This window comes from Planococcus citreus (assembly GCF_003664125.1).
GTDB classification, from domain to species: domain Bacteria; phylum Bacillota; class Bacilli; order Bacillales_A; family Planococcaceae; genus Planococcus; species Planococcus citreus.
The window spans coordinates 215,715-240,746 of the sequence record NZ_RCCP01000002.1 but is presented as its reverse complement, the minus strand read 5'-3'; the positions used below and the strand labels follow the sequence as shown (position 1 = coordinate 240,746).

Genomic DNA, 25,032 nt, shown 5'->3' with positions numbered 1-25,032 from the left:
ATAACTCAAGGGAGGTTTTGGAATGGAACCCCTCATCATGATGCTGATCATTGCGGCTGTCAGTGCATTGTTCAGTAAAAATAAAAAACCTGATGGCACAGAGCAGACCGCGCAGCAGCCGAAGCGTCAACAAGGGCCCGGCACACCTGCGCGGTCAGCGCAGCAGCGATCACAATCACCGCAACAACCGCAAAGAGGCGGACAGCGGAGCTTTAAGCGCATTGAAGATTACGCCAAGGAAATATACGGTGAATTTCAATCCCAGATGGAAAACGATCCAAAACGGGCAGAACAGGCGCGCCAAGTGAAGGAACAAGCGGAGCGAGCCAAGTCCCGGGCCATGGAAGAAGTGGAAAAACGGACTCCGGCCCAGGTAAAGCAAGCGGCTGAGCCGAAAAATCGCCCAGGAAGATTGAGCGCTCATCAAAAAGAGCCGTTGAAGCGGGCGATCACAAAAGAAAAAGAACGGGATCTATTGCCGTTGAATGAAGAAGATGTAAAAAAAGGCATCATCATGGCGGAGATTTTGCAGCCGCCCAAATCCAAGCGTCAAAAGCAAGGCCGGCATGTTTAATGCCGGTTTTTTTCTTTCTCTAAAATAATACATATTAATGTTATGTAAACTAAAAGTGCTTGAATTGATTTACATTTCCATATATAAAATGATAAAGTTGAAGAGAAGTAAAAACACGATCCAAGGAGCGTCTAAATGACAGAAAACAACCTACTCGAATTGCATGTGAAAGACCCGAACGAAGCAGTCCTGCTTCTCGGCACATCCGACAGCCATCTGTCGCTGATCGAAGAGAGTTTTGATATACACATCATCACCCGGGGCGAAGTGATCCGTCTCGAAGGGTCCGAAGAAGGCAGACAGACCGGAAAATTGTTGTTGGAGCAATTATTGAAAGTTATTCGCAAAAACATCAACATCGACCAGCGCGATATCGTGTCGGCTATCGAAATGGCGAAAAACGGGACGATTGAATATTTTGCCGAACTTTACGATGAAGAAGTGGCGCGCAGTGCGACTGGGCGCTCCATCCGGGCTAAGACAATCGGGCAGCGCCATTATATTCACGCCATCAAAAAAAGCGACATGGTATTTGGAATCGGCCCGGCCGGAACCGGGAAAACCTATCTCGCTGTAGTATTGGCGGTACAAGCTTTGAAAAATGGCCATGTCAAAAAGATTGTCCTAACCCGTCCAGCGGTTGAAGCAGGAGAGAGTCTCGGCTTTTTACCCGGCGATTTGAAGGAAAAAGTCGATCCGTACCTGCGGCCTTTATATGACGCTTTGCATGATGTGATGGGACAGGAACAGACCAACCGCTTGATTGAACGTGGCACGATCGAAGTGGCACCGCTGGCATACATGCGCGGGCGCACACTTGAAGAAGCATTCATCATTCTGGATGAAGCCCAGAATACGACGAAAGCCCAAATGAAAATGTTTTTGACGCGCCTCGGTTTCAACTCAAAAATGATCGTCACCGGCGACAAAACACAGATTGACTTGCCTCGCGGGGCGGAGTCCGGATTGATCGCTGCAGAAAAGAATTTGCACGGCGTCAAAGGCATCGAATTTCAGTACCTCGAAAAAGGCGATGTCGTCCGGCATCCACTCGTCTCAAGGATCATCGAAGCTTACGAGAACCAGCCTAGCTAAGGCTGGTTCTTTTTTTGCCAAAATAGTTTGGGAAATTCCCCTGTTTGTCTCTAGATTGAAGAAGCTCGTTAGCGCAGCAAGGTCCAAAGAATTGTTATTAATTTGTAAGGGGCGATGAAAAAAGCACGAGGTATTGGTATGATGAAAGAAGAATAGTGAGGTGGTCAAATGGCGGGATGGATCAGGCGCATTTATTTGCGGTTCGGGGCTCCTGTAGTCTTGATCGGCATCAGTTTCATGACAGCGCTGCTCATGTTTGGATTCTTATACGATACGATGTCAACCGATACATATGAAGTGGAATTATTCCAATTGTCCGAGGAAACGATACGGGCAGCAAAGACCGTCGAAGACCCGGTAAGGACTGAGCTTGAACGCGAGCGGGCCGCAGCAGAAGTGCAGCCGAGTTACCGGTATATCGAAGAAATCGCCGATAATCAAGCGGCGGTTGTCGATTCGCTGTTCGGCTATGTGCTTGAAGCAAAGCGCGCCACTGAAACAGATGGAGAGGATGAACCCGACCCTCTCAGTTCAGATGAAGCGTTAAGCAGCCTTCGCGAATCGATCCGCTTGCTTGAACAAAATGAAAACGGGCTTCGCTTGACGGATGACATGCTGTTATCACTGCTTGCTTTGGAAGAGGATGTGCTTATGCGCGTCGAACGTGAAGTGCGCAACCAAGTGTTGGCAGTTCTGCAGGATCCGCTCCGCGAAGCTGGGCTGACGCAAGCACGCAATTCGGCCGAACAGGAAATCCGCGGGGATGACCAGGTGCCTGCTTCTGCAATTCCGGCGGCAGCAGCCATTGCCAGAGCCAATATTGTCCCGAATGAACTTATCAATGAAGAATTGACGGAACAGCAGAAAGATCAAGCGCGGGCTAGCGTTGAACCGACACGCATCTTGCAGGGCCAAGTGCTCATCCAGGAAGGCCAATTGATTGATCGTGAAGTTTACCGGCAGCTTGAACTTGCGGGAATGACCGAGCAACAGTCGAATTATCGTCCAGCTCTTGCCTTGAGTCTGTTTGTACTGATTGCAGCCGGCTTGTTACTGCTGGTGTTGCAGAGTGCAAAAGTCGAAGGCGTTAAAAAAGCCATCCGGCTGACGATTGTTTTTGTCGTCTTCGCATTGTCTCTTGCTATTATGAAGCTGCTCGAGATCATCAGCGGCAATTTCGGGGTAGTCATTGACTTTATCTACCCGACAGCATTGGCTGGCATTTTGGTGCGTCTATTAATCGATGAACGCACAGCAGTCTATGTGACGATTTTGCTCAGCGCCAGTGCTGGAATGATGTTGCAAAGCGGCTATGCCGGCGTTTTTCAGATGGATTCTGCTTTGTATGTGTTGTTTGGCGGTTTGACGGGGATATACTTAATACGCAATGGGCATAGAAGCATTCGCATCCTGCCGATCAGCTTGGCAGTCGGCGGCGTCCATTTGCTGTATGTGGCATTTTACCTGCTCATGAACCAAAGCCAGTATACTGTGGAAGAAATTGCTTTTTACGTAGCAGCGGCGCTCGCAGCCGGTCTATTGTCAGGGACGCTTGCGACCGGTTTATTGCCGCTGTTTGAAGTGGCATTCGGCATTCTGTCAACGATGAAGCTGCTCGAGCTGTCGAACCCCAATCATCCGTTGCTCAAGAAGATTTTGACCGAGACGCCTGGCACTTACCATCATAGCGTCATGGTGGCAAATCTTTCGGATGCGGCGTGCGAGGCGATTGGGGCGAATGGCTTGCTTGCGCGAGTCGGCTGTTATTATCACGATATCGGCAAGACCATCAACCCTCAGTTTTTCATCGAAAATCAATCCCATGGCAACCCGCATGACCATCTTAGTCCGGAACAAAGCCGCGACATCATCCTTGCTCACGGAAAAGACGGGGCGGCAATTTTGCGCAAGCAGAAAATGCCGAAAGAATTGATCGATATCGCAGAGCAACATCATGGCACGACGTTATTGAAATTCTTCTATTATAAAGCAAAAGAGCAAAACGAAGAGCTTCCTGAGGAACAATACCGCTACACGGGGCCGAAACCGCAGAGCCGGGAAATTGCCATCATCATGGTCGCCGACAGCCTGGAAGCGGCGGTGCGGTCGATGCAATCACCGAGTACAGAAAAAATTCGCAAGATGGTTGATTCCATCACAGAAGATAAATTGAAAGATGGACAGTTTGACGAATGTGATATAACGTTAAAAGAACTGAAACGGGTCAAGAGCGTCATGTGCGAAACCTTGAACGGGATCTTCCATTCGAGGATCGCCTATCCCGATGATAAAAAATAATGTATTGGAGGAGGGAAAGCGATGCTGACGATCGATTTCATAGATGAAACGGAACAATTGGACGACAAGGCGCTGGCCTTTGTGAGCAAGGTATTGGAGCATGCGGCACAGCATGAGGAAACAGGAGAAGCGGAAGTATCGGTTACATTCACGGACGATGAATCGATCCGTGTGATCAACCGGGATTACCGGGAAAAAGACCAGGCGACGGATGTCATCTCCTTTTCGATGGAAGAGCAAGGAGAAGATGAAGTGGCCATTATTGGTGAAACCGGCCCGCGCTTGCTCGGAGATATCATCATTTCGGTAGAGCGCACAAAAGTCCAGGCAGAGGAATACGGGCATAGCTTCGAACGCGAACTCGGCTTTTTGGCAGTGCACGGATTTCTGCATCTGCTCGGCTACGACCATATGAATGAACAAGATGAAAAGAAAATGTTTGGCAGACAGGAAGAAATTTTATCTTCACTTGGCGTTACGCGTGATGCGCATGAAGCTGAGTAGGTTTCTCTCCTCATTCCGTTTTGCTGCGCAAGGGATTGGCACCTCCATAAAACGGGAACAGAATATGAAAGTGCATGCGCTCTCGGCAGTGATTGTCTTGATCGCCGCAATCTGGACTGGCCTCGACCGCACGGAGTGGATGCTGGTGATTGTATTGATCGGCGGCATGCTGGCGCTTGAACTGGTCAATTCCGCCTTGGAGCGGACCGTCGACCTTGTCACCGCAGAGCGGCATCCCTTGGCGAAGCAAGCGAAAGACATGGCGGCAGGAGCAGTTTTGGTATTTGCTGTGACAAGTGCTATAATCGGTTTGCTGATCTTTTTGCCTAAATGGTTTTAAACATCGTCCGGCAGCTTGATGCTGCTGTGATCATAGAAAAGTGAGTGATGAAAATGGACAAACAACAATTAATGGAGCAAGCAATCTCGGCGCGCGGCAATGCATACGTGCCGTATTCGAAATTCCCGGTAGGGGCAGCGCTATTATCTAAGGACGGTACAGTCTATACCGGATGCAATATCGAAAACGCCGGCTATTCCCTGACCAATTGCGCAGAACGCACCGCGGTATTCAAGGCGGTATCGGAAGGCGTCAAGCAGTTCGAGGCATTGGCAGTAGCTGCCGATACTAAGGGGCCGGTCGCGCCGTGCGGGGCATGCCGCCAAGTGCTGGTGGAATTTTGTGCGCCGGATATGCCGGTTTATTTAACGAATCTAGAAGGAGCGGTGTCTGAGACGACCATCGCAGAATTGCTTCCGGGCGCCTTCACAACGGGGGATTTAGACTATGCATCAAGGAAATAACGGATATAAATCAGGATTCATCTCCATCATCGGCCGCCCGAATGTCGGGAAATCGACGTTCTTGAACCGTGTGGTTGGGCAAAAAATCGCCATCATGAGCGATAAACCTCAGACGACGCGCAATAAAGTACAAGGCGTCGTAACGAACGAAAACAGCCAAATGGTCTTCATCGATACGCCAGGGATCAATGAGCCGAAGCATAAGCTTGGGGATTTCATGCTGAAAGTCGCAAAAAACACATTCCGTGAAGTGGACGTGCTGCTATTTGTCGTCAGTGCAGCGGACCGCATCGGCAAACAGGACCGTTACGTGCTCGACATGTTAAAAGGAATCGATGTGCCGGTATTTTTGGTGCTCAATAAAATCGACCAAGTGCATCCGGACAACCTGCCAAAAATCGTAGAATCCTACCGCAATGAATTCGATTTCGCTGAAGCGATTCCGATCTCCGCCTTGCAGGGCAATAATGTCGAGAACCTGCTCGCGAAAATCGAAGAGCGCTTGCCGGAAGGGCCGCAATACTATCCATCCGACCAAGTGACCGACCACCCGGAGCGTTTCATCATTTCAGAATTGATCCGCGAGAAAGCCTTGCATTTGACGCGCGAGGAAATCCCGCATTCAATCGCCGTTGTCATCGATAAAATTGCCAAAGACGAAGAAAACGAAAACATGATTCGGGTCCAGGCGACGATCATGGTCGAACGCGATTCCCAAAAAGGCATTGTCATTGGCAAAAAAGGCGTGCTTTTGAAAGAAATTGGCACGCGTGCGCGTAAAGATATCGAAAACTTGCTCGGCACGAAAGTATATTTGGAGCTTTGGGTCAAAGTCCAAAAAGATTGGCGCAATAAAGCAATGCATCTCCGTGATTTCGGTTTCAGAGACGACGAATACTAAGGAGCCTGGCTCATGCAGAACCAACTCGAAGCCATTGTTATCCGTACACGTCCCTATGGGGAAAATAATAAAATCGTCACTTTGTTCACAAAAGAAGCAGGGAAGATCACATGCATGGCGCGCGGGGCTAAAAAGCCCGCAAGCCGCCTGGCGGCCATCACTCAGCCGTTCACACATGGCGTTTTTTCGATCTATAAAGGCCGCGGCATGGGTACTTTGCAGGCAGGCGACCAATTGGAATCGCTGCGCTATATCCGCGAAGATATCATGGCCACTGCCTATGCGAGCTATGTCACAGAACTGATCGACCGCCTCACAGAGCAAGATGAGCCGCAGCCCGCCATTTACGATATGCTGTATCAGGCGCTGCATGCCATTGCGGACGGCTATGACCCGGAAGCGATCACCTTGTTTGTCGAATGGAAAATGCTGCGCGTGGCGGGGCTTACCCCGACTTTGCATGAATGCGCCAATTGCGGGGCGACGGAAGGGGAATTCGCATTCTCGTTCCAGGAACTCGGCTTTTTGTGCCACCGCTGCTTCCATCTCGACCGCTACATCATCCGCTTGAGCCCAGCACTCGTGAAATTGATCCGCACGTTTTATTTCGTGCCGATCGAACGGGTCGGGGCATTGACCTTGAAAAAAGAGTCGAAAACCTTGCTCAAGCAAATCGTCCGGACCATTTACGAAGAACAGGCGGGCATCCGGCTGAAGTCGCGTTCGTTTCTCGAGCAGCTCGAACGGACGCCGGAATTTTTCCCGGAACCGAAAAAAGACATCCCAGAAGGCGATTAGCCTCGGGATGTCTTTTTTTTTTAGAATTGGATATGCTGTTCGATATACGCTTGTACGTCTTTGATCGGCATGCGGACTTGTTCCATGGAATCGCGGTGGCGCACGGTTACTTCACCGTCTTCGACCGAATCGAAATCATAAGTGATGCAGAACGGCGTACCGATTTCATCCTGGCGGCGGTAGCGTTTCCCGATGGATTGGGATTCGTCGTAATCGACCATGAAATGTTTCGCAAGATCTGCGAATACTTCCGTCGCGCCTTCGGAAAGTTTTTTCGACAAAGGCAATACAGCAGCCTTGTATGGCGCAAGTGCCGGGTGGAACTTCAGCACAGTACGTGTATCATCATTGTCCAAGCTTTCTTCCTCGAATGCATCGACAAGGAAAGCAAGTGTCACGCGGTCAGCCCCGAGGGATGGCTCGATGCAATACGGCACGTAGCGTTCGTTGGTTTGCGGGTCGATGTAATTGAAGTCTTCGCCGGAATATTCCATGTGGCGCTTCAAATCGAAATCGGTGCGGTCAGCGATGCCCCATAGTTCGCCCCAGCCGAACGGGAATTTGTACTCGATGTCGACAGTGGCATTCGAGTAATGGGACAACTCATCAGCGTCGTGCTCGCGCAAGCGCATATTGTCTTCGCCCATGTTCAGCTCAAGCAGCCAGTTTTTGCAGAAGTCGCGCCAATACGCATACCATTCAAGGTCTTCACCTGGTTTACAGAAGAATTCCAGCTCCATTTGCTCGAACTCACGCGTGCGGAACGTGAAGTTCCCCGGTGTGATTTCGTTACGGAAACTCTTGCCGATCTGCGCAATCCCGAACGGCATTTTCTTGCGCATCGAGCGCTGGACATTTTTATAGTTGACGAAGATCCCTTGTGCCGTTTCCGGGCGCAAATACACTTCGTTGGTCGATGATTCAGTGACGCCTTGGAATGTCTTGAACATCAAGTTGAACTGGCGGATCTCGGTGAAATCAGCTTTGCCGCAAGTCGGGCACGTGATTTCATGTTCGTCGATCAATTCCTTCATGCGCTCGAATGACAGACCGTCAACGATCAGTTCGATGCCTTTTTCATCCAATGCATTTTCGATCAGCTTATCGGCACGGTGACGCGATTTACAGGCTTTACAATCGATCATCGGGTCGTTGAAGTTGCCGAGGTGGCCGGATGCTTCCCATGTTTTCGGGTTCATCAGGATGGCAGCATCCAATCCGACGTTGTGGACGGATTCCTGGACGAATTTCTTCCACCATGCTTTTTTGATATTGTTTTTCAGCTCGACGCCGAGTGGGCCATAATCCCACGTATTGGCGAGTCCGCCGTAAATCTCAGAGCCCGGGAAGACGAACCCCCGGTGTTTGGCTAACGATACTACTTTTTCCATTGACATCTTCATTACCTCCATAAAATAAAAAAATCGCACACGCCACGGACAAATGTCCGAGGACGAGTACGTTACCCGCGGTTCCACCTCGATTGGCTGAAAGTCCAGCCCGCTCGCATTACCTATGGCTCCGGATTGCCGTTTCCCGCTTTGCAGGCTTTCACCATCCCTGCTCGCTTCATGCGCGGTACTTATCGATCCATCATTGCCAATATTTGATTCCCGATTATTGTATCATGGCAATCTTTTCTTCGCAATATGGCATGTAATAGTATATAATAATTGGTATTGAGTATAACATATTTGAATTTGAGGCGGTGAGTCCAATCGAACTCAATAAGCGGCAAGAGGAAATTTTACAGATCGTCAAAGGCAATGGCCCGATTACAGGCGAGCAGATCGCAGACCGTCTGAATTTGACGCGCGCCACGCTTCGGCCGGATTTGGCTATTTTGACGATGGCAGGCTTTTTAGATGCCAGGCCGCGTGTCGGTTATTTTTATTCGGGCAAGAAACCGGGCCAGGATATTACCGATACGATGAACAATATGAAAGTGAAGGATTTTCAGTCGATCCCTGTCGTAGTCAGGGATGATGTCAGCGTATACGATGCCATCAGCCAGATGTTTCTGGATGACGTCGGGACGCTTTTTGTTGTGGATAAAAAATCCTGCCTCGCAGGTGTCCTGTCGCGCAAAGATCTATTGCGCACCAGTCTCGGCAATCAGGATTTGAATGCAATTCCTGTACATATCATCATGACGCGCATGCCGAACATCACCTATTGTTTGCGCAATGATTCACTCATACAGGCTGCAAACCGGCTGATCAACCAGCAAATCGACGCATTGCCGGTCGTCGAAGAACAACCGGAAGGGTATAAGGTCGTCGGCAGGTTGACAAAGACCAATATTACGCGGGCATTTTTATCCCTTTCGGAAAACCATGAACTGTGAGGTGCAGAATATGAGTTTATTGCGTGTTTTTATACTCTCCGATTCGGTAGGCGAAACTGGAGAGCTCGTTGCGAAAGCGGCCATTAGCCAATACTTGAATACAGAACAAAATGCCGTCTTGAAGCGGTTCCCGTATATCGATTCCATCGAACACTTGCAGGAGATCATCAAACTGGCGGAAGGGCAGCGGGCAGTGATTGTCTATACGCTCGTCTCGAAGGAGCTGCGCCATTTCGTCGAACGCGAAACGGCGCGCCATGGCATCAAAGCGATCGATTTGATGGGCCCATTGCTCGATGCGCTTGAAGAGGAGCTGCATTCGGCACCGATCGGCGAAGCCGGGCTGGTGCGCAAGCTCGACGATGATTATTTCAAGAAAGTCGAAGCGATCGAATTTGCGGTCAAATACGACGATGGGCGCGACCCGCGCGGCATCTTGCTTGCGGATATCGTCTTGGTGGGAGTGTCGAGAACATCGAAAACCCCATTATCGCAGTATTTGGCCCATAAACGGCTGAAAGTCGCCAATGTGCCGTTAGTGCCTGAAGTGGACCCGCCGGATGAACTGTTCGACGTGGATCCGAAAAAATGCTTCGGCTTGGTCATTTCACCAGAGAAGCTGAACAATATCCGTAAAGAGCGTTTGATTGCGCTCGGATTGAACGATGATGCCAATTATGCGAAATTGGACCGCATCCATGAAGAAATCGTCCATTTCCGCAAAGTGGTCGACCGCATCGGCTGTGAGACGCTAGACGTCACCAACCGCGCCGTTGAGGAAACTGCGAATTTAATTCTCGGTAAACTCCAGAAACAATAAGAGGATTCCGCCTATTAGGGCGGTTTTTCTTATGCTTGTATAATAGAAAGACCGTTTTTCTACGCCTTTCTATGGATTTTTACAAAAAAACGTTTTATAATGAAGAATTGTGGCTAAAGCTTAATAACAACATGATGAGCTTTCCCATCTTTTTGTCGAAATTTGAAGGATTTTAATGGATTTCAACGAATAAAGTAAAGTAAGCAAATAAAGATGGTGATAAGGTGTCCAATCGAATTCCTGAAGAAGTGATCGAAGAAATCCGTTCCAAAGCGGATATTGTGGACGTCGTGGGCGAATATGTCCAATTGACGAAAAGAGGCCGCAATTGGTTTGGCCTCTGTCCTTTCCACGGGGAAAGCACACCGTCCTTTTCAGTGACGGCCGATAAGCAGATTTTCCATTGCTTCGGCTGCGGGGCTGGCGGCAACGCCATCACTTTCTTGATGGATATCGAAAACATCAGCTTCCAGGAAGCGCTGGTCAAACTCGGTGAGCGCTCTGGAATCGAAATCGATGTCCAGCCAGGAGAAGGCAAAGGGGCAGCTCAGGCAAGAAATGACGACCCGCTCATTTTGATGCATGAATTCGCTGCAGATATGTACCATCACATTTTGCTGAACACAGAAGAAGGGCAAGCAGCTCTTGACTATTTGGAGAATCGGGGATTCACCCAGGAGATCATCGAAAAATACCGGATCGGCTGGGCGCTTCCTGAATGGAACTATATGGAAGTCGCGTTGCGCAGAAAAGGGTACGACGATGAACAATTGGAAGCGAGCGGGCTGGCCATCAAGCGTGAGAAATCCGATGGCTGGTTCGACCGTTTCCGTGGCAGGATCATGTTTCCGATCATGAACGAAAACGGCAAGGCCATTGCGTTTTCGGGAAGGGTGCTTGAGCAGTCGAAGCAGGAAGCGAAATACATGAACAGCCCAGAATCACCGATTTTCCAAAAAAGCCAAGTTCTCTATAATGTCCATCTGGCTCGAGGCGCCATCCGGAAAAACCGGAAAATCGTCCTGTTCGAAGGATTTATGGATGTCATTGCTGCTGGAAAAGCTGGCATCGACAATGCGCTTGCGACGATGGGGACATCGCTGACATCGCAGCATATCCGCCAAATGAAGCGTTTTGCGCAGGAAGTGGTCGTTTGCTTTGACGGTGATGATGCCGGATGGGAAGCGGCTAAACGGGCGGCGGTGCCGCTTGAGGAAGCGAATTTCAAAGTCGGGATTGCGGTGCTGCCGAATGGCATGGACCCCGATGACTATGTCCGCCAAAACGGCGCCGATGCTTTTCGGGAGAACGTCATCGAAAAGCCGCAAACCTTTATCGCTTTCGCGATGATGCATGCGCGCCGCCATAAGAACTTTCAATATGAAAACGATCTCCTTCAATATATCCAAGAGGTGCTCCAGCTATTGGCCGGTAAATCCTCACCTGTTGAAAGGGATTTGTATATTAAGCAGCTGTCGGCCGAAACAAAGCTTTCAGAAGAAGCCATATTGCAGCAGTACAGGCGCTTAGAAACACGCAGCATCGAACGCAGCCGGCCAAAAGCTGCTGAATCGGTCCAGGCAGCCCCCAAAAGGGAGCAAAAGAAAATCACGTCGCTGCACCGCGCAGAACGTTTGCTGTTCGCACACGCGCTCGCAGACCCGGCCGTGATGGAGAAGCTGGCCCGTGAAGTGGAAACCATTCCGTTCATCAGTGAAGAATACCAAGCGCTTTATGTCCAGCTGCTCGGTTTTTACGAGGAATGGGAAAAAGCGGATTTCCATAAGTTCTTGGAAACCCTAACGGATCAGGAACTCCGGAAGTTAGTGATGGAGACGGCCTTGGCCGAGAGAGATCCCGAACACCCGGAAGAAGAGATCGAAGATTGCCTGAAGCACTTGAACAAGCACCGTATCGAGCAACAAATCAATTTAAAAATCCAGCAATCAAAAGAAGCGGAAAAACAGCATGATTTGAAGCGCGCTTTGCTTCTAGCACAAGAAGTGATTGCTTTACGGAAATCATTGTAGATTATTCCGGTTTTTTCTAAAGGAGGAAGTTGTATGGCTGAGAAATCTGAACGCCAAACAGAAGTCGTAACAAACAGCATCCCGTTGCCTGCTGAAGGCCCGGAAGCAAGTGTAGAAGACGCGAAAAAGCAATTGATCGAACAAGGGAAAAAAACCGGAGAATTGAACTACGAACAGATTGCCGATAAATTGGCTATTTTTGAAATGGAATCGGACCAAGTAGAGGAATTCATTGATCAATTGGAAGGGCACGGCATCGAACTTGAACGCAAGAGCGATGATGAAGAACATTTGGACCGTCTCATGAAACCGACCGAAGAGAAGTTCGACTTGAACGACTTGAGCGTACCGCCAGGCGTCAAGATCAACGACCCGGTCCGCATGTACTTGAAAGAGATCGGGCGCGTCGACTTATTGAAGGCCGAAGAAGAAGTACGTCTTGCAAAACTCATCGAACAAGGCGACGAAGAAGCGAAAAAACGCCTTGCGGAAGCCAACTTGCGTCTCGTCGTCTCAATCGCGAAACGCTATGTAGGCCGCGGCATGCTGTTCCTGGATTTGATCCAGGAAGGGAATATGGGGCTTATCAAAGCAGTCGAGAAATTCGACTACTCGAAAGGCTTCAAATTCAGTACCTACGCAACGTGGTGGATCCGCCAAGCCATTACGCGCGCCATCGCCGACCAGGCGCGGACCATCCGCATCCCGGTCCATATGGTCGAAACGATCAACAAACTGATTCGCGTACAGCGCCAGCTATTGCAAGACCTTGGACGCGAACCTTCACCGGAAGAAATCGGCGAAGAGATGGATCTATTGCCTGAGAAAGTGCGTGAAATCCTGAAGATCGCCCAAGAACCGGTATCGCTTGAAACACCGATCGGTGAAGAAGACGATTCGCATTTGGGAGATTTCATCGAAGATTCCGATGCACAGTCGCCATCTGATCATGCAGCTTATGAATTGCTAAAAGAGCAGTTAGAAGATGTGCTCGACACATTGACCGACCGAGAAGAAAATGTCTTGCGCCTGCGTTTCGGCTTGGACGATGGCCGCACGCGGACGCTCGAAGAAGTCGGCAAAGTATTCGGCGTGACGCGCGAGCGCATTCGCCAAATCGAAGCAAAAGCTCTCCGCAAACTGCGCCATCCATCGCGCAGCAAGCGCTTGAAAGATTTCTTGGAGTAAAGTAAATGAATCCTTCTGGGCTAAAAGCCTGGAAGGATTTTTTTTGCGTTCAATGGCAATGCCGAGGCGGTGCAGCTGTCTAAGGAAAAGGCGAGCTTTCCGTCTGTGCAACAACATATTGGAATAACTTTCCGTTATGCCTTGCTTGTGTCGGAATTTTAGCTATATAATGAATATTGTAAGCGTATTCATAGCAAAGGGGATGTAAGATATGAATTTCGATTTGACACAAGAACAGCAAATGATCAAGAAGACGATGCGAGAATTCGCCGATAAAGTGGTGGCACCAGGTGCCGTTGACCGAGACCGCACGAAAGAATTTCCGAAAGAGGCTTTCAAGCAGCTGTCCGACATGGGGATGATGGGCTTGCCGTTTGATGAAGCTTATGGCGGGGCCGGTGCGGATACAACGAGTTTTGCGATCGTCACAGAAGAATTGAGCCGCGTCTGTGCTTCAACGGGCATCACATATTCTGCCCATATTTCGCTTGGCGGTGCTCCGCTCAGCTTGTTTGGGACAGAAGAGCAGAAACAGAAGTATTTGACGCCGATTTGTTCGGGAGAATCGTTCGGGGCGTTTGGGCTGACGGAGCCGAATGCCGGTTCGGATGCCGGAGGAACGGAAACCCGCGCAGTGGAAGACGGGGACGACTGGGTCATCAATGGATCGAAAGTATATATCACCAACGCAAGCCACGCGAAGCATTTGGCGATTACCGCCATCACCGGCATGAATGACGGCAAAAAAGAAATCAGCGCCATCATCGTGCCGACGGATGCTGAAGGCTTTACCATTATCGATAATTACGAAAAAATGGGCTTGAATGCTTCCAATACGACTGAATTGGTGCTCGAGAACGTCCGTGTCCCGAAAGAGAATTTGCTCGGCAAACGTGGCGAAGGCTTCAAGCAATTTCTCGTGACGCTGGACGGCGGGCGCATCGGCATTGCGGCGATGGCCGTCGGTATCGCGCAAGGCGCGTTCAATAAAGCGCTCGCTTATGCAAAAGAACGCAAGCAGTTTGGCAAGCCTTTATCGGAATTCCAAGTGACGCAGTTCAAACTCGCGGATATGGCGATGAAGATCGAACTTGCGCGCAATATGGTCTATAAAGCGGCATGGCTGAAAGACCAGGGGCGTCCGTTCACAAAAGAAGCGTCCATGGCCAAATTATATGCTTCCGAAATGGCGATGGAAGTGGCGGATGAAGCCATCCAGATCCATGGCGGCTACGGCTATATGAAAGAATATGAAGTCGAGCGTTATATGCGCGACGCCAAGCTCCTGGAGATCGGCGAAGGGACATCAGAAGTGCAGCGCATGGTCATCTCAAGGCTGGTCGGCTGCTGAGTGAGTTACAGGAAAACTGTGTCATCTTAACTGCTTGTTGAGTGCCGTCAACAGAATCCTTCGAATTTACCGATTTTGTCACAATACGGCAAATATTATCCGATATGGCTTTTCGTTTACTGGATAATACAGTACAATAATGAGTGATACTTATACTATCATCAAGCAGAACACAGTAGAAGGAGGGTTACGGATGCAAAAGAATGCAATTGTACCTTATATCTTAATCATGGCTTTCGGTATTGGCCTGATTTTCTTCCTGTCATTGGAAGGAGTCGGCAACGAAGCTGAAATTGCTGAAGAACATGCAGCAGAAGAAGGCGGCGGCGAAGCGGCTGAAGGCGAAGGCGGAGAAGAAGCGGCAAGCGGCGATTTCGATCCAGCAGCTACAGCGGAAGCAAGCTGTGTTTCCTGCCACGGTTCAAGCTATGAAGGCGGAGTTGGTCCATCATTGGTAGCTACAGAACTTGGCCAAGACGAAATCGAAGAAATTTTGATCAATGGTAAAGGCACAATGCCTCCAGGACTTGTTCCTGAAGAGAACGTAGCAGCAATGGCTGAGTGGGTACTTTCACTCGAATAGCATCAAAAACCCTTAGTTCTTCTGGAGCTAAGGGTTTTTTGTCAATTAGGAGGAACGTTATGAATGCGCAGCAATTATCAGTTCGATTAATGAAAGTGGCAGAATATGTGCAAGCAGGAGCGGTCGTGGCAGATATCGGCTCAGATCACGCCTATTTGCCATGCCATCTTCTACATAATGGCATTGCCAGCCGTGCGGTTGCCGGAGAAATCGTTAAAGGCCCTTATGAATCGGCGAAAAAGCAAGTACGCGCGGAAGGGCTGGAAGGCAAAATCACCGTCCGGCTCGCTCCTGGTCTCGAAGCGATCGAGCCATCAGACGGGATTACGGCGGTAACCATTGCCGGAATGGGCGGCACGCTGATCGCTTCCATCTTGGAAGAAGGAAAAGGGCGGCTTGAAGGGGTGAAGCGATTGATCCTTCAGCCGAATGTCCACGCCCAAGCAATACGGCAATGGGCAGTCCAAAACGGCTGGCAAGTTGTCGCTGAAGAGATCTTAAAAGAAAAAGACAAGATCTATGAGATTCTCGTGCTGGAGCCGACTGCTGAAGAAGTGCAGCTAGATGCGAAGCAATTATTATTCGGCCCGGAACTATTAAAACAGCAAACCGAAATTTTCAAGGAAAAGTGGCAGCGCGAAGCGACGCAATGGAGAGCAATCGCCGAACGCTTGGAGAACGCACAACAAACCGAAGACATTCGTACGAAAAGAGAGCAATTGCTCGAAAAAATCGCATTGATGGAAGAGGTGTTCGCGAATGAAAATTCCTAATGGGCAACAGATCATCGAACAGTTCGAGAAATGGTCGCCGAAATATTTGGCGATGGAGGGAGATCCAATCGGTCTGCATGTTGGTACCTTGAATAAAAAAATCGAACGCGTACTAGTGACGCTGGACGTCGATGATGCGGTGGTAGAAGAGGCGATTGAAAAAGGCGCTGGGCTTATCATTGCGCACCATCCGCCGATTTTCCGTCCTTTAAAAAATCTCCAGACGGATTTTCCTCAAGGCCAATTGATGGAAAAATTGATCAAAAATGATATAGCAGTATATGCTGCGCACACCAATCTCGATGTTGCGTGGGGCGGCGTCAATGACCTGTTGGCAGATGCGCTCGAATTGAGTGGCACGCAAGTATTGGTGAAAACTTACGAAGCAGAGCTCTTGAAGATTGCGGTATTCGTGCCTGAAAGCCATGAAGACCAAGTACGGAAAGCTTTTGGCGATGCGGGTGCCGGAGCAATTGGCGATTATGAGTATTGCAGCTATACCTTGTCCGGCACAGGACGCTTCCGCCCCAACGCTTCAGCCGATCCATATATCGGGGAATCGGGAAAAATGGAAGAAACAGCGGAATCGAAAATTGAAGTTGTCGTCAGGAAAGCCGAAAAAGATCGCGTGATCCGCGCAATGATGGCAGCTCATCCTTATGAGGAGCCGGCATATGACGTGTTCACCTTGGAAAACAAGGAACTGCCGATGGGGCTTGGCCGCATCGGGCGCTTGAAAGAAGAGATGAACTTGGATGCGTTTGCGGAGCATGTGAAAAAGAGTTTGGATGTGCCGTTTGTCCGTGTCGTCGGCGCTGGCAACGAAACCATCAAAAAAGTGGCCGTACTTGGCGGCGACGGCAACAAATACATCCAGCAGGCAAAACGCGCCGGAGCGGATGTCTACGTAACAGGCGACCTCTATTTCCACGTCGCACAAGATGCACAAGCAATCGGTTTGCCGGTGATCGACCCTGGACACCACGTCGAGAAAGTGATGATCCAGGGAGTCGTAGACCATATGACGGAGAAAGGCACAAACTGGCAATGTGAATTCCTGCCTTCTGAAGTAAATACAGAGCCGTTTCGCTTAAAGTGAAGACATAAAAAAAGAGGCCCCCGTTCAGGGCCTCTTTTTTAGGTTTTATTCATTCACCGGATACGGTTCGATGCGGTCCGATGGTTTCGGATGCTTGATTTTCGGCAAGATTTTATTGAGTGGGACGGAACGCTCGAGTGTGTGCGTTTCCGGATCTTCCGGATCGTATTGATCCAAGAACTTCATGACTTCTTTGACGATCGGTGTAGGCGTTGAGGCGCCAGCGGTCAAGGCGACCGTTTCAATGCCTTCAAGCCATTCCAATTTCAATTCAGACAAATCAGAGATGCGGTAAGCCGGTGTGCCGGCGATATCTTGTGACACTTGCGCCAGGCGGTTGGAGTTATTGCTCATCGGGTCACCGATGACCAATAGCAAATCGGTATCCCCGGCTTGTTCCGCGACAGCTTCCTGGCGAACTTGTGTAGCCAGGCAGATCTCTTTATGCACTTCAGCCTGTGGGAAACGTTCTTTCAAGCGTTCCATCAAATGGACGACATCCCATTGGCTCATCGTCGTTTGGTTGGTGATGATGATTTTGTCTTCATTCAACTCTAGGGCATTGACGTCTTCGAGCTTTTCAACCAAATGGACTAGGTCCGGAGCGACGCCGATTGCGCCTTCCGGTTCCGGGTGGCCGCTCTTGCCGATGTAGATGATATGGTAGCCTTCTGCCGTTTTCTCACGGATCAAGTCATGCGTCACGGTAACATCCGGGCAAGTGGCGTCGATCGAAACGAGCCCTTTTCTTCTGGCCAGTTCGCGCACTTGTGGGGATACGCCGTGTGCTGTAAAGATGACGGTACCAGTTTCAACCTTCTCCAAGATTTCCAGGCGGTTGGTGCCATCAAGGGTGATGATGCCATCTTGTTCAAATGCATCCGTCACATGTTTATTGTGGACAATCATGCCCAGTATATAAATCGGGCGCGGCAAGGTTTCATCCATGGCTGCATTTTTCGCGATGACCATGGCGTCCACTACCCCGTAGCAATAGCCTCTTGGCGATATCTTTTTTACTTTCATTATCAAACCGCACTCCTTTCAACATCATGACTTCATTATAACGGAGACGCCGTCTCTTTACAAAAGATGCATCGCTAAGGAGAGCCATTTTATGCTATAATAGCTAGAGCTTAAGGAGGGAACTATATCCCATGACAAAATTCAACGAATACCGTCTCAAGCCATTTTTGCTTGAAGCGGTCGAAAAACTCGGTTTCACAGAACCGACAGCAATCCAAAAGGAAATGATTCCACAGATCATGAGTGGAAACAGTGCCATTGGCCAGTCCCATACAGGTACAGGCAAGACCCATAGCTTTATCATCCCGATCGTCGAACGCATAGATGTGTCGAAACAGGAAGTGCAAGCGGTGATCGCTGCGCCGACACGTGAACTCGGAACTCAGATCTTTAACGAAATCCAGAAACTGATCGGCGATTCCGGTATCGAAGTGAAGTCGTTCATCGGCGGAACCGATAAACAGCGTTCAATCAATAAATTGAAAACGCAGCCGCATATCGTTATCGGGACACCAGGACGCTTGAAAGACCTCGTCAACGAAAATGCGTTGCTCGTCCATACCGCGAAGGTCCTAGTCGTCGATGAAGCCGACCTAGCATTCGACATGGGCTTTATCGAAGAAATCGACCAAGTCGCAGGGAAAATGCGAGACGACCTGGAAATGTACGTATTCTCTGCTACAATTCCTGAGAAACTAAAGCCGTTCTTGAAGAAATACATGGCCAACCCAGCGCATATCAAAATCGGCGACAAACGCCCAGCTGCTGAAGGATTGGACTTTTACTTGGTGCCGGTGCGCAGTAAAAAGAAAGTTGAACGCTTGCAAGAAGTGATGCAAATCATCAATCCGTATCTTGCGATCATCTTTGTCAATACACGCACGAATGCCGATTACATCGCTGAAGAATTATCGAAAAAAGGAATCCGCGTAGGGAAGATCCACGGAGATTTGGCACCGCGTGAGCGCGTCAAGATGATGAAGCAAGTACGCGATCTGGAGTATCAATACATCGTAGCGACAGACCTTGCCGCACGCGGAATCGATATCCAAGGCGTCAGCCATGTCATCAACTACGAATTGCCGGAAGACCTGGAATTCTTCATCCACCGGGTCGGGCGGACAGCGCGTGCGGGCCTTAAAGGCGTTGCGATTACTTTGTTCAGCCCGGAAGACGAGGATGCCATTGTCCGCGTCGAGAAGATGGGGATCCCGTTCCAGCAAAAAGACATCGTCAAAGGCGAATTTGTCGACATGAAAGAGCGCCACGGCCGTAAAAAACGTGTGCGCACGGAGAACGAAGCCGATACCAAGGCGAAATCGATGGTCCACAAACCGAAAAGTGTTAAACCGATGTACAAGAAGAAAATGAAATGGAAAATGGACGAAATCAAAAAAGCGGAACGACGCAAGAACCGCAAAAAGTAAGGGGTTTTGTAAATGCTATTAGGATCGCATGTCTCGATGAGCGGCAAGAAAATGCTTCTCGGCGCGAGTGAGGAAGCCGCTTCCTACGGCTCTACGACTTTCATGATCTATACGGGCGCACCGCAAAACACGCGCCGCAAACCGATCGAAGAACTGAATATCGAAGCGGGACGGGCGCATATGGCAGAGCACGGCCTGTCGAATATCATCGTTCACGCACCTTATATCATCAATATTGCCAACACGACCAAACCGGCAACATTCGAACTAGGTGTTGAGTTTTTACAATCGGAAATCGAACGCACGGCAGCACTAGGGGCGGAACAAATCGTCTTGCATCCCGGTGCACATGTCGGCGCGGGAGTGGAAGCCGGCACACAGAAAATCATCGAAGGCTTGAATGAAGTGCTGACGCAGGATTTCCCGGTCAACATCGCTCTTGAGACGATGGCCGGAAAAGGCAGTGAAATCGGGCGTAATTTCGAGGAACTGGCAGCAATTATCAACGGCGTAACGCATAACGAACGTTTGTCGGTCTGCTTCGATACATGCCACGTCCACGATGCGGGCTACAACATCAAAGAAGATTTCGACGGGGTGCTGGCTGAATTCGACCGCATCATCGGAATCGACCGCCTGCAGGTACTGCACATCAACGACAGCAAAAACGTGCGCGGAGCAGGGAAAGACCGCCACGAAAACATCGGCTTTGGGGAAATCGGCTTTGATGCACTCAATTCAATCGTCCACCATAAACAATTGATGCATGTACCGAAAATACTCGAGACTCCGTATGTCGGTTTGGATGCGAAAAAGAAAAAAGCGCCATATGCATATGAGATCGAGATGTTCAAAAACGGCAGCTTTGCGCCTGATGACATCGAGAAGATGAAATTGCCGATCGAATCGCAATAAATAAGGGAGGAGGCTGTTCCGAAAAGTCATGAAACATGGCATTTCAAACAGCCTCTTTTTATTTGAAGTTAAAGACAGCCCAAATCGGAAAAGGGCCGCGCAAGATAATGCAATGAGGCCTTTACGATTTGCGGTTTGCTGCTCGACTTCCAAAAGCGTTATTTTAAAGTCCAAACGGTTTACAGGAGCACACAACTGCTCTATACTTTTTATAGTAAATCGTAATCATTCTTATTGGAAAAGGGGCGTCCCTATGGCAGCGCCATTGATCAACATTAAAGAAGTCAGCTATGAATATGAACAAACGAAAGCATTGGACCACATTTCGATGACAGTGGAGGAAGGCGATTTCCTGGCGATACTCGGCCCGAATGGATCGGGGAAATCGACTTTATTGAAAATCATGCTCGGTCTCATCCGGCCTTCTGAAGGCAGCGTGGAATTGTTCGGCATTGATTCGAAACAGTTTAAACACCGCGAATGGATCGGCTATGTGTCGCAAAAATCGAATTCGTTCAACTCGGCGTTCCCAGCAACTGTCCAGGAAGTGGTGGCAGGGGGGCTAGCGAAAAAAGCTGGGCTGTTCCATAAAATGCCGAAAAATACAGCCCAGCAAGTCGAAGAAGCGCTCGATGCAGTGGGCATGAAATCCTTTAGTAACCGCAGCATCAGCGAACTTTCCGGCGGCCAGCAACAGCGCGTCTTTATCGCGCGCGCACTCGTCTCAAAGCCGAAAGTGCTGATACTCGATGAGCCGACTGTCGGCATCGATGTCCAGAACGTCCAGGCGTTCTATGATATGCTCGCTGCGCTCAACCGGGAGCGCAACATTACGCTGGTGCTCGTGACGCACGACGTCGATACGGTGACCGATCGCATCTCGCACGTTGCCTGCTTGAACCAGACCATCCATTTCCACGGCTTTAAAGACCAATTGCATATGATGAGCGATGAGAAGCGCGAAGCGTGGTATGGCCATTCCGTCCGGAAAATCCATCATACGGAAGGAAGCCATACGCATGCTTGACGCCATCCTGTCCTATGAATTTCTGCAAAACGCATTCGCATCCGGCTTGATCATCGGTGTCATTGCACCGCTTCTCGGCGTCTTCATCGTCGTCCGGCGGCTGTCGCTGATTGCAGATGCCTTGAGCCATGTGACGCTTGCCGGCATCGCCGGAAGCCTTTATCTAAGCCAAAGTGTCGGCGCGCTTGCGCTATTGAACCCGTTGTACCTCGGCATCGCGTCGTCAGTAATGGGCTCGATGCTCATCGAGCGGCTGCGCAGCGTCTATAAGCATTACGAAGAACTGGCCATCCCGATCATCCTTTCTGCGGGCATTGGCTTCGGCGCCATTTTCATTTCCCTGGCGGAAGGGTTTTCGAGCGATTTGTTCGGTTACCTCTTTGGCACGGTATCAGCCGTCAGCCGCCAGGATCTGTTTATCGTCGCAGGGATTGCCGTGATCGTGCTGGCGTTTATCCGCATCTTCTTCAAGGAATTGTTTGTCTTGTCGTTCGATGACGAATACGCACGGGCATCCGGCCTTCCTGCAAAATGGATCCACTTTCTGTTTATGATCGTCACGGCTTTGGTCATTGCGGGTTCGATGCGCATCGTCGGCATCCTGCTCGTGTCATCACTGATGACCATTCCGGTAGCGACAGCCATGCGCGTCGCCAAAAGCTTCAAGCAAACCATCTGGTTATCGATCTTATTTGGCGAAATATCCGTCCTGACTGGGCTAGTCGCTGCGTTTTATTTTGATTTGGCGCCAGGCGGCACGATTGTCGTCACATCCATTGCCATTTTACTGGTCATTCTGGCTTATCGAAAAATCTCGTTATCTAAGAAAAGGGGGGCAGCCGCATGAATTTAACTAAAGCGTGGGGCATCCTGAAAGAAAACGGTTTTAAAGAAACGACAAAACGCAATCAGATTCTGGAAATCTTCGAAGGGGACGAACGCTATCTGACCGCCCGTGATATTTTGGATGTCATGCAAAAAGACTACCCAAGCATGAGCTACGATACCGTTTATCGCAACTTGGCGACCTTTGTATCGCTCGATATTTTGGAGGCGACCGAGTTGTCCGGTGAAAAGCATTTCCGCATGCATTGCGAAAGCGACCATCACCACCATCATTTCATCTGCATGGATTGCGGCAAGATCAAGGAAATTCCGCTATGCCCGATGGACTTGTTGGGGGCGGCGTTACCGGCCTATGAAATCGACAATCATAAATTCGAAATCTACGGGAAATGCCCGGACTGTAAATAAACGCTAGTAGTGAAAAAGGCCTGACAGCTAATGCTGCCAGGCCCTTCGGTCGTCGAGAAAGTTAAAAAGTCGTATTTTCCGAAGCTTATCGCTCGCTTTCCGTGGGGCGGGAATCGAGCCTCCTCACCCGCTATCGCGGTCTGCGGGGTCTCTCAAACCCACTAATCCCACAGGAGTCGAGCGAACGCTTCTCCAAATACTGAGACAATTCGTTGATTTTTCATTGCGGAATAGTGTCACACTCTTTTCATTTATAGAGGATTATAGCCTTCGTCAACACTCTGAGGGCCTGACAGCTAATGCTGCCAGGCCTTTTTATCTACTCAAAATAGAAGCGGGCAAATAAAAAAGAGCGCAAGTTAGACTTGCGCTCTCTGTTTACCGCTTGAGCAATTCCTGTTGGACGCCGAATTCTTTTTTCACCCATTGTTCGGCTTCGAGCCAATCATAGACGCGGACCACTTTGTTCGGTACCGGCTCACGGTTGTAAGGGGTGTCGAATAAGATGACCGGGATGTCCAGTTCTTCGGAAATCTCTACCGCATTGTCGTGTTTGTCTTCGAAAAACAAATCGACATTATGCGCTTTGGCGGTGCTGATTTTTTTATGCGTGCCGATCAATTCGATATGGTCGTAAGCAATGGCATGCTGTTCGAACCAATCGAATGTAACGTTTCGCACGTTATCTCCGCGAGCGGAGATAAAATACAGTTCGTATTGGTCTTTCCAGTTATTGATGATTTGCTTGGCGTCTTTCGAAATAGGGGAAGAGGCGTAAATTTTCGGTTCGTGCTTTTTGAACCAGGAGTAGAACTCTTTTTTATCGAGCTGCGGCAAAGCCGCTGTCAGGTCGTATTCCCGGATATCTTCGATGGTCAATTCACTGCCAAACGCTTCATTGATATGCGGAATCAGCGAAGTGGGACAGGTGACGGTGCCATCGATATCGATGCCAAATCGGTACATATGATCACAACCTTATACTTGTTGTTGTTCCAATTCTTTTTGTTTTTTCTCTTCTGCTTGTTTGGCGAAATATTCTTCTGCCAATTTATCGATCTCGATCTTCAATTCCTCGACCATTGTTTCTTCAGGCACTTTACGGACTGTTTTTCCGTGCATGAAGAGCAAGCCTTCGCCGCGTGCGCCGGCAATGCCGATATCAGCTTCGCGTGCTTCACCTGGTCCGTTGACGGCACAGCCGAGAACGGCGACTTTAAGCGGCGCTTTGATGTGGGAGATGTATTCTTCCACTTCGTTCGCGATGGAAATCAAGTCGATTTCGATGCGTCCGCAAGTCGGGCATGAGATCAGTGTGGCAGCGTTGGATGACAAGCCGAAGACTTTCAACAGCTCACGCGCCACTTTGACTTCTTCGACAGGGTCTGCGCTCAATGAGACGCGGAGCGTGTTGCCGATGCCTTTAGCGAGCAATGCCCCAAGACCTGCAGAACTTTTCACGGTTCCAGAGAACAATGTGCCAGATTCCGTGATGCCGAGGTGGAGCGGGTAGTCGAATGCTTTCGATGCTTTTTCATATGCTTCGACGGCAAGACTCACGTCAGATGCTTTCAACGAGACGATGATGTCGTGGAAATCAAGGTCTTCTAGGATCTTGATATGATGCAATGCTGATTCCACCATGCCGTCCGCTGTCGGATAGCCGTATTTCTCGAGAATTTTGCGTTCGAGCGAACCGGCGTTGACGCCGATGCGGATCGGGATGCCTTTCGCTTTTGCAGCGTTGACGACCGCTTCGACTTTTTCGCGGCGGCCAATATTGCCTGGGTTGATACGGATTTTGTCAGCGCCTTGCTCGATGGCGATCAACGCTAATTTGTAGTCGAAATGGATATCGACGACCAAAGGGATATTGATTTGTTTCTTGATTTCGCCGATGGCATAAGCTGCCCGCTCATCGGGACAAGCAACACGGACGACTTGGCAACCGGCTTCTTCAAGGCGGAGAATCTCCGCGACCGTTGCTTCTACGTCGTGTGTTTTCGTTGTTGCCATACTTTGTATGAATAGTTCATTGCTGCCGCCAATCGTTATATCGCCGACTTTGACGGGGCGTGTTTTTGAACGGTGAGTCATTTCGCTCATGTTAAAAATCTCTCCTTTTTGTGAGTTTCCGGTAATCCGGACGGTTCACTCAGCTTTCTATGCACGGATTTCACGTGCGGGTCTATTTCTCTTGCCTATAGCCATTTTAGCA

General features: G+C 49.6%; 25 protein-coding genes. 21 read left to right on the top strand and 4 right to left on the bottom strand.

The features are described 5' to 3' along the window. The first annotated feature begins 22 nt into the window (after nt 1–22). From DFR62_RS09425 to recO, 8 genes are all read left to right on the top strand, one after another. Nucleotides 23–574: a hypothetical protein gene (locus tag DFR62_RS09425; RefSeq protein WP_121300024.1), complete on the top strand. Its 552-nt coding sequence runs from the start codon at nt 23–25 to the stop codon at nt 572–574. A 135-nt stretch (nt 575–709) separates the two neighbouring features. Beyond that, on the top strand, nt 710–1,669 hold the full coding sequence (locus DFR62_RS09420) for a PhoH family protein (protein WP_121300022.1): 960 nt from the start codon (nt 710–712) through the stop codon (nt 1,667–1,669). A gap of 168 nt (nt 1,670–1,837) precedes the next feature. Next, the gene (locus DFR62_RS09415; RefSeq protein WP_121300021.1) at nt 1,838–3,967 is read left to right on the top strand and encodes an HD family phosphohydrolase; all 2,130 of its coding nucleotides are present in this window, start codon (nt 1,838–1,840) and stop codon (nt 3,965–3,967) included. Between the two features lie 21 nt (nt 3,968–3,988). After that, nucleotides 3,989–4,471, top strand: coding sequence for an rRNA maturation RNase YbeY (ybeY, locus tag DFR62_RS09410; protein ID WP_121300019.1), 483 nt, complete (start codon nt 3,989–3,991; stop codon nt 4,469–4,471). Continuing rightward, nucleotides 4,458–4,811 carry a diacylglycerol kinase family protein gene (locus DFR62_RS09405; RefSeq protein WP_121300288.1) on the top strand — a complete coding sequence of 118 codons (354 nt, stop codon included), beginning with the start codon at nt 4,458–4,460 and terminating at the stop codon, nt 4,809–4,811. Before ybeY ends, DFR62_RS09405 begins: the two co-directional genes overlap by 14 nt. A gap of 53 nt (nt 4,812–4,864) precedes the next feature. Next, nucleotides 4,865–5,275 carry a cytidine deaminase gene (locus DFR62_RS09400; RefSeq protein ID WP_058383646.1) on the top strand — a complete coding sequence of 137 codons (411 nt, stop codon included), beginning with the start codon at nt 4,865–4,867 and terminating at the stop codon, nt 5,273–5,275. Next, nucleotides 5,259–6,176, top strand: coding sequence for a GTPase Era (gene era / locus DFR62_RS09395; RefSeq protein ID WP_058380929.1), 918 nt, complete (start codon nt 5,259–5,261; stop codon nt 6,174–6,176). Before DFR62_RS09400 ends, era begins: the two co-directional genes overlap by 17 nt. A 12-nt stretch (nt 6,177–6,188) precedes the next feature. Next, nucleotides 6,189–6,974, top strand: coding sequence for a DNA repair protein RecO (gene recO, locus DFR62_RS09390; protein WP_121300017.1), 786 nt, complete (start codon nt 6,189–6,191; stop codon nt 6,972–6,974). Nucleotides 6,975–6,994: 20 nt separating this feature from the next. Here the strand turns inward: recO and DFR62_RS09385 are convergent, their stop codons facing one another. Then, nucleotides 6,995–8,371: a glycine--tRNA ligase gene (locus DFR62_RS09385; RefSeq protein ID WP_175578514.1), complete on the bottom strand. Its 1,377-nt coding sequence runs from the start codon at nt 8,369–8,371 to the stop codon at nt 6,995–6,997. A gap of 311 nt (nt 8,372–8,682) precedes the next feature. Between DFR62_RS09385 and ccpN the strand changes: the two genes are divergently transcribed. From ccpN to DFR62_RS09345, 8 genes are all read left to right on the top strand, one after another. After that, complete coding sequence (gene ccpN, locus DFR62_RS09380; protein WP_058380926.1) at nt 8,683–9,321, top strand: transcriptional regulator CcpN; 639 nt, start codon at nt 8,683–8,685, stop codon at nt 9,319–9,321. Nucleotides 9,322–9,331: 10 nt separating this feature from the next. Then, on the top strand, nt 9,332–10,141 hold the full coding sequence (locus tag DFR62_RS09375) for a pyruvate, water dikinase regulatory protein (RefSeq protein WP_121300015.1): 810 nt from the start codon (nt 9,332–9,334) through the stop codon (nt 10,139–10,141). A gap of 224 nt (nt 10,142–10,365) precedes the next feature. Continuing rightward, entirely contained in the window at nt 10,366–12,171 is a 1,806-nt protein-coding gene (gene dnaG / locus DFR62_RS09370; protein ID WP_121300013.1) for a DNA primase, read from the top strand. 33 nt (nt 12,172–12,204) lie between these two features. Continuing rightward, entirely contained in the window at nt 12,205–13,359 is a 1,155-nt protein-coding gene (rpoD, locus tag DFR62_RS09365) for an RNA polymerase sigma factor RpoD (protein WP_058380923.1), read from the top strand. 211 nt (nt 13,360–13,570) lie between these two features. Next, nucleotides 13,571–14,710, top strand: coding sequence for an acyl-CoA dehydrogenase (locus tag DFR62_RS09360; RefSeq protein ID WP_121300011.1), 1,140 nt, complete (start codon nt 13,571–13,573; stop codon nt 14,708–14,710). 193 nt (nt 14,711–14,903) lie between these two features. Continuing rightward, nucleotides 14,904–15,293, top strand: coding sequence for a cytochrome c550 (cccA, locus tag DFR62_RS09355; RefSeq protein WP_121300009.1), 390 nt, complete (start codon nt 14,904–14,906; stop codon nt 15,291–15,293). 59 nt (nt 15,294–15,352) lie between these two features. Next, a complete protein-coding gene (locus DFR62_RS09350) occupies nt 15,353–16,066 on the top strand; it encodes a tRNA (adenine(22)-N(1))-methyltransferase (protein ID WP_121300007.1) in 714 nt (237 codons plus the stop codon). Beyond that, the gene (locus DFR62_RS09345; RefSeq protein ID WP_121300005.1) at nt 16,053–17,165 is read left to right on the top strand and encodes a Nif3-like dinuclear metal center hexameric protein; all 1,113 of its coding nucleotides are present in this window, start codon (nt 16,053–16,055) and stop codon (nt 17,163–17,165) included. Before DFR62_RS09350 ends, DFR62_RS09345 begins: the two co-directional genes overlap by 14 nt. A gap of 45 nt (nt 17,166–17,210) precedes the next feature. Here the strand turns inward: DFR62_RS09345 and DFR62_RS09340 are convergent, their stop codons facing one another. Continuing rightward, nucleotides 17,211–18,191: a 4-hydroxy-3-methylbut-2-enyl diphosphate reductase gene (locus DFR62_RS09340; protein ID WP_058380918.1), complete on the bottom strand. Its 981-nt coding sequence runs from the start codon at nt 18,189–18,191 to the stop codon at nt 17,211–17,213. A 131-nt stretch (nt 18,192–18,322) separates the two neighbouring features. On the opposite strand from DFR62_RS09340, the gene DFR62_RS09335 reads away from it, so the two are divergent. The 5 genes from DFR62_RS09335 (at nt 18,323) to DFR62_RS09315 (ending at nt 22,814) form a co-directional block, all read left to right on the top strand. Beyond that, a complete protein-coding gene (locus tag DFR62_RS09335; RefSeq protein ID WP_121300003.1) occupies nt 18,323–19,618 on the top strand; it encodes a DEAD/DEAH box helicase in 1,296 nt (431 codons plus the stop codon). Nucleotides 19,619–19,630: 12 nt separating this feature from the next. Beyond that, nucleotides 19,631–20,533 carry a deoxyribonuclease IV gene (locus tag DFR62_RS09330; protein WP_121300001.1) on the top strand — a complete coding sequence of 301 codons (903 nt, stop codon included), beginning with the start codon at nt 19,631–19,633 and terminating at the stop codon, nt 20,531–20,533. A gap of 253 nt (nt 20,534–20,786) precedes the next feature. Continuing rightward, on the top strand, nt 20,787–21,560 hold the full coding sequence (locus DFR62_RS09325; protein WP_121299999.1) for a metal ABC transporter ATP-binding protein: 774 nt from the start codon (nt 20,787–20,789) through the stop codon (nt 21,558–21,560). Then, a complete protein-coding gene (locus DFR62_RS09320) occupies nt 21,553–22,407 on the top strand; it encodes a metal ABC transporter permease (RefSeq protein ID WP_058380914.1) in 855 nt (284 codons plus the stop codon). Before DFR62_RS09325 ends, DFR62_RS09320 begins: the two co-directional genes overlap by 8 nt. Further along, entirely contained in the window at nt 22,404–22,814 is a 411-nt protein-coding gene (locus DFR62_RS09315; protein WP_121299997.1) for a Fur family transcriptional regulator, read from the top strand. The genes DFR62_RS09320 and DFR62_RS09315 overlap by 4 nt, the downstream gene beginning before the upstream one ends. Nucleotides 22,815–23,192: 378 nt before the next feature. On the opposite strand, the gene DFR62_RS09310 is transcribed toward DFR62_RS09315, so the two are convergent. Both DFR62_RS09310 and ispG read right to left on the bottom strand, forming a co-directional pair. After that, complete coding sequence (locus tag DFR62_RS09310; protein ID WP_121299995.1) at nt 23,193–23,780, bottom strand: hypothetical protein; 588 nt, start codon at nt 23,778–23,780, stop codon at nt 23,193–23,195. A 12-nt stretch (nt 23,781–23,792) separates the two neighbouring features. Then, on the bottom strand, nt 23,793–24,911 hold the full coding sequence (gene ispG, locus DFR62_RS09305) for a flavodoxin-dependent (E)-4-hydroxy-3-methylbut-2-enyl-diphosphate synthase (protein WP_175578515.1): 1,119 nt from the start codon (nt 24,909–24,911) through the stop codon (nt 23,793–23,795). Nucleotides 24,912–25,032 lie beyond the last annotated feature (121 nt).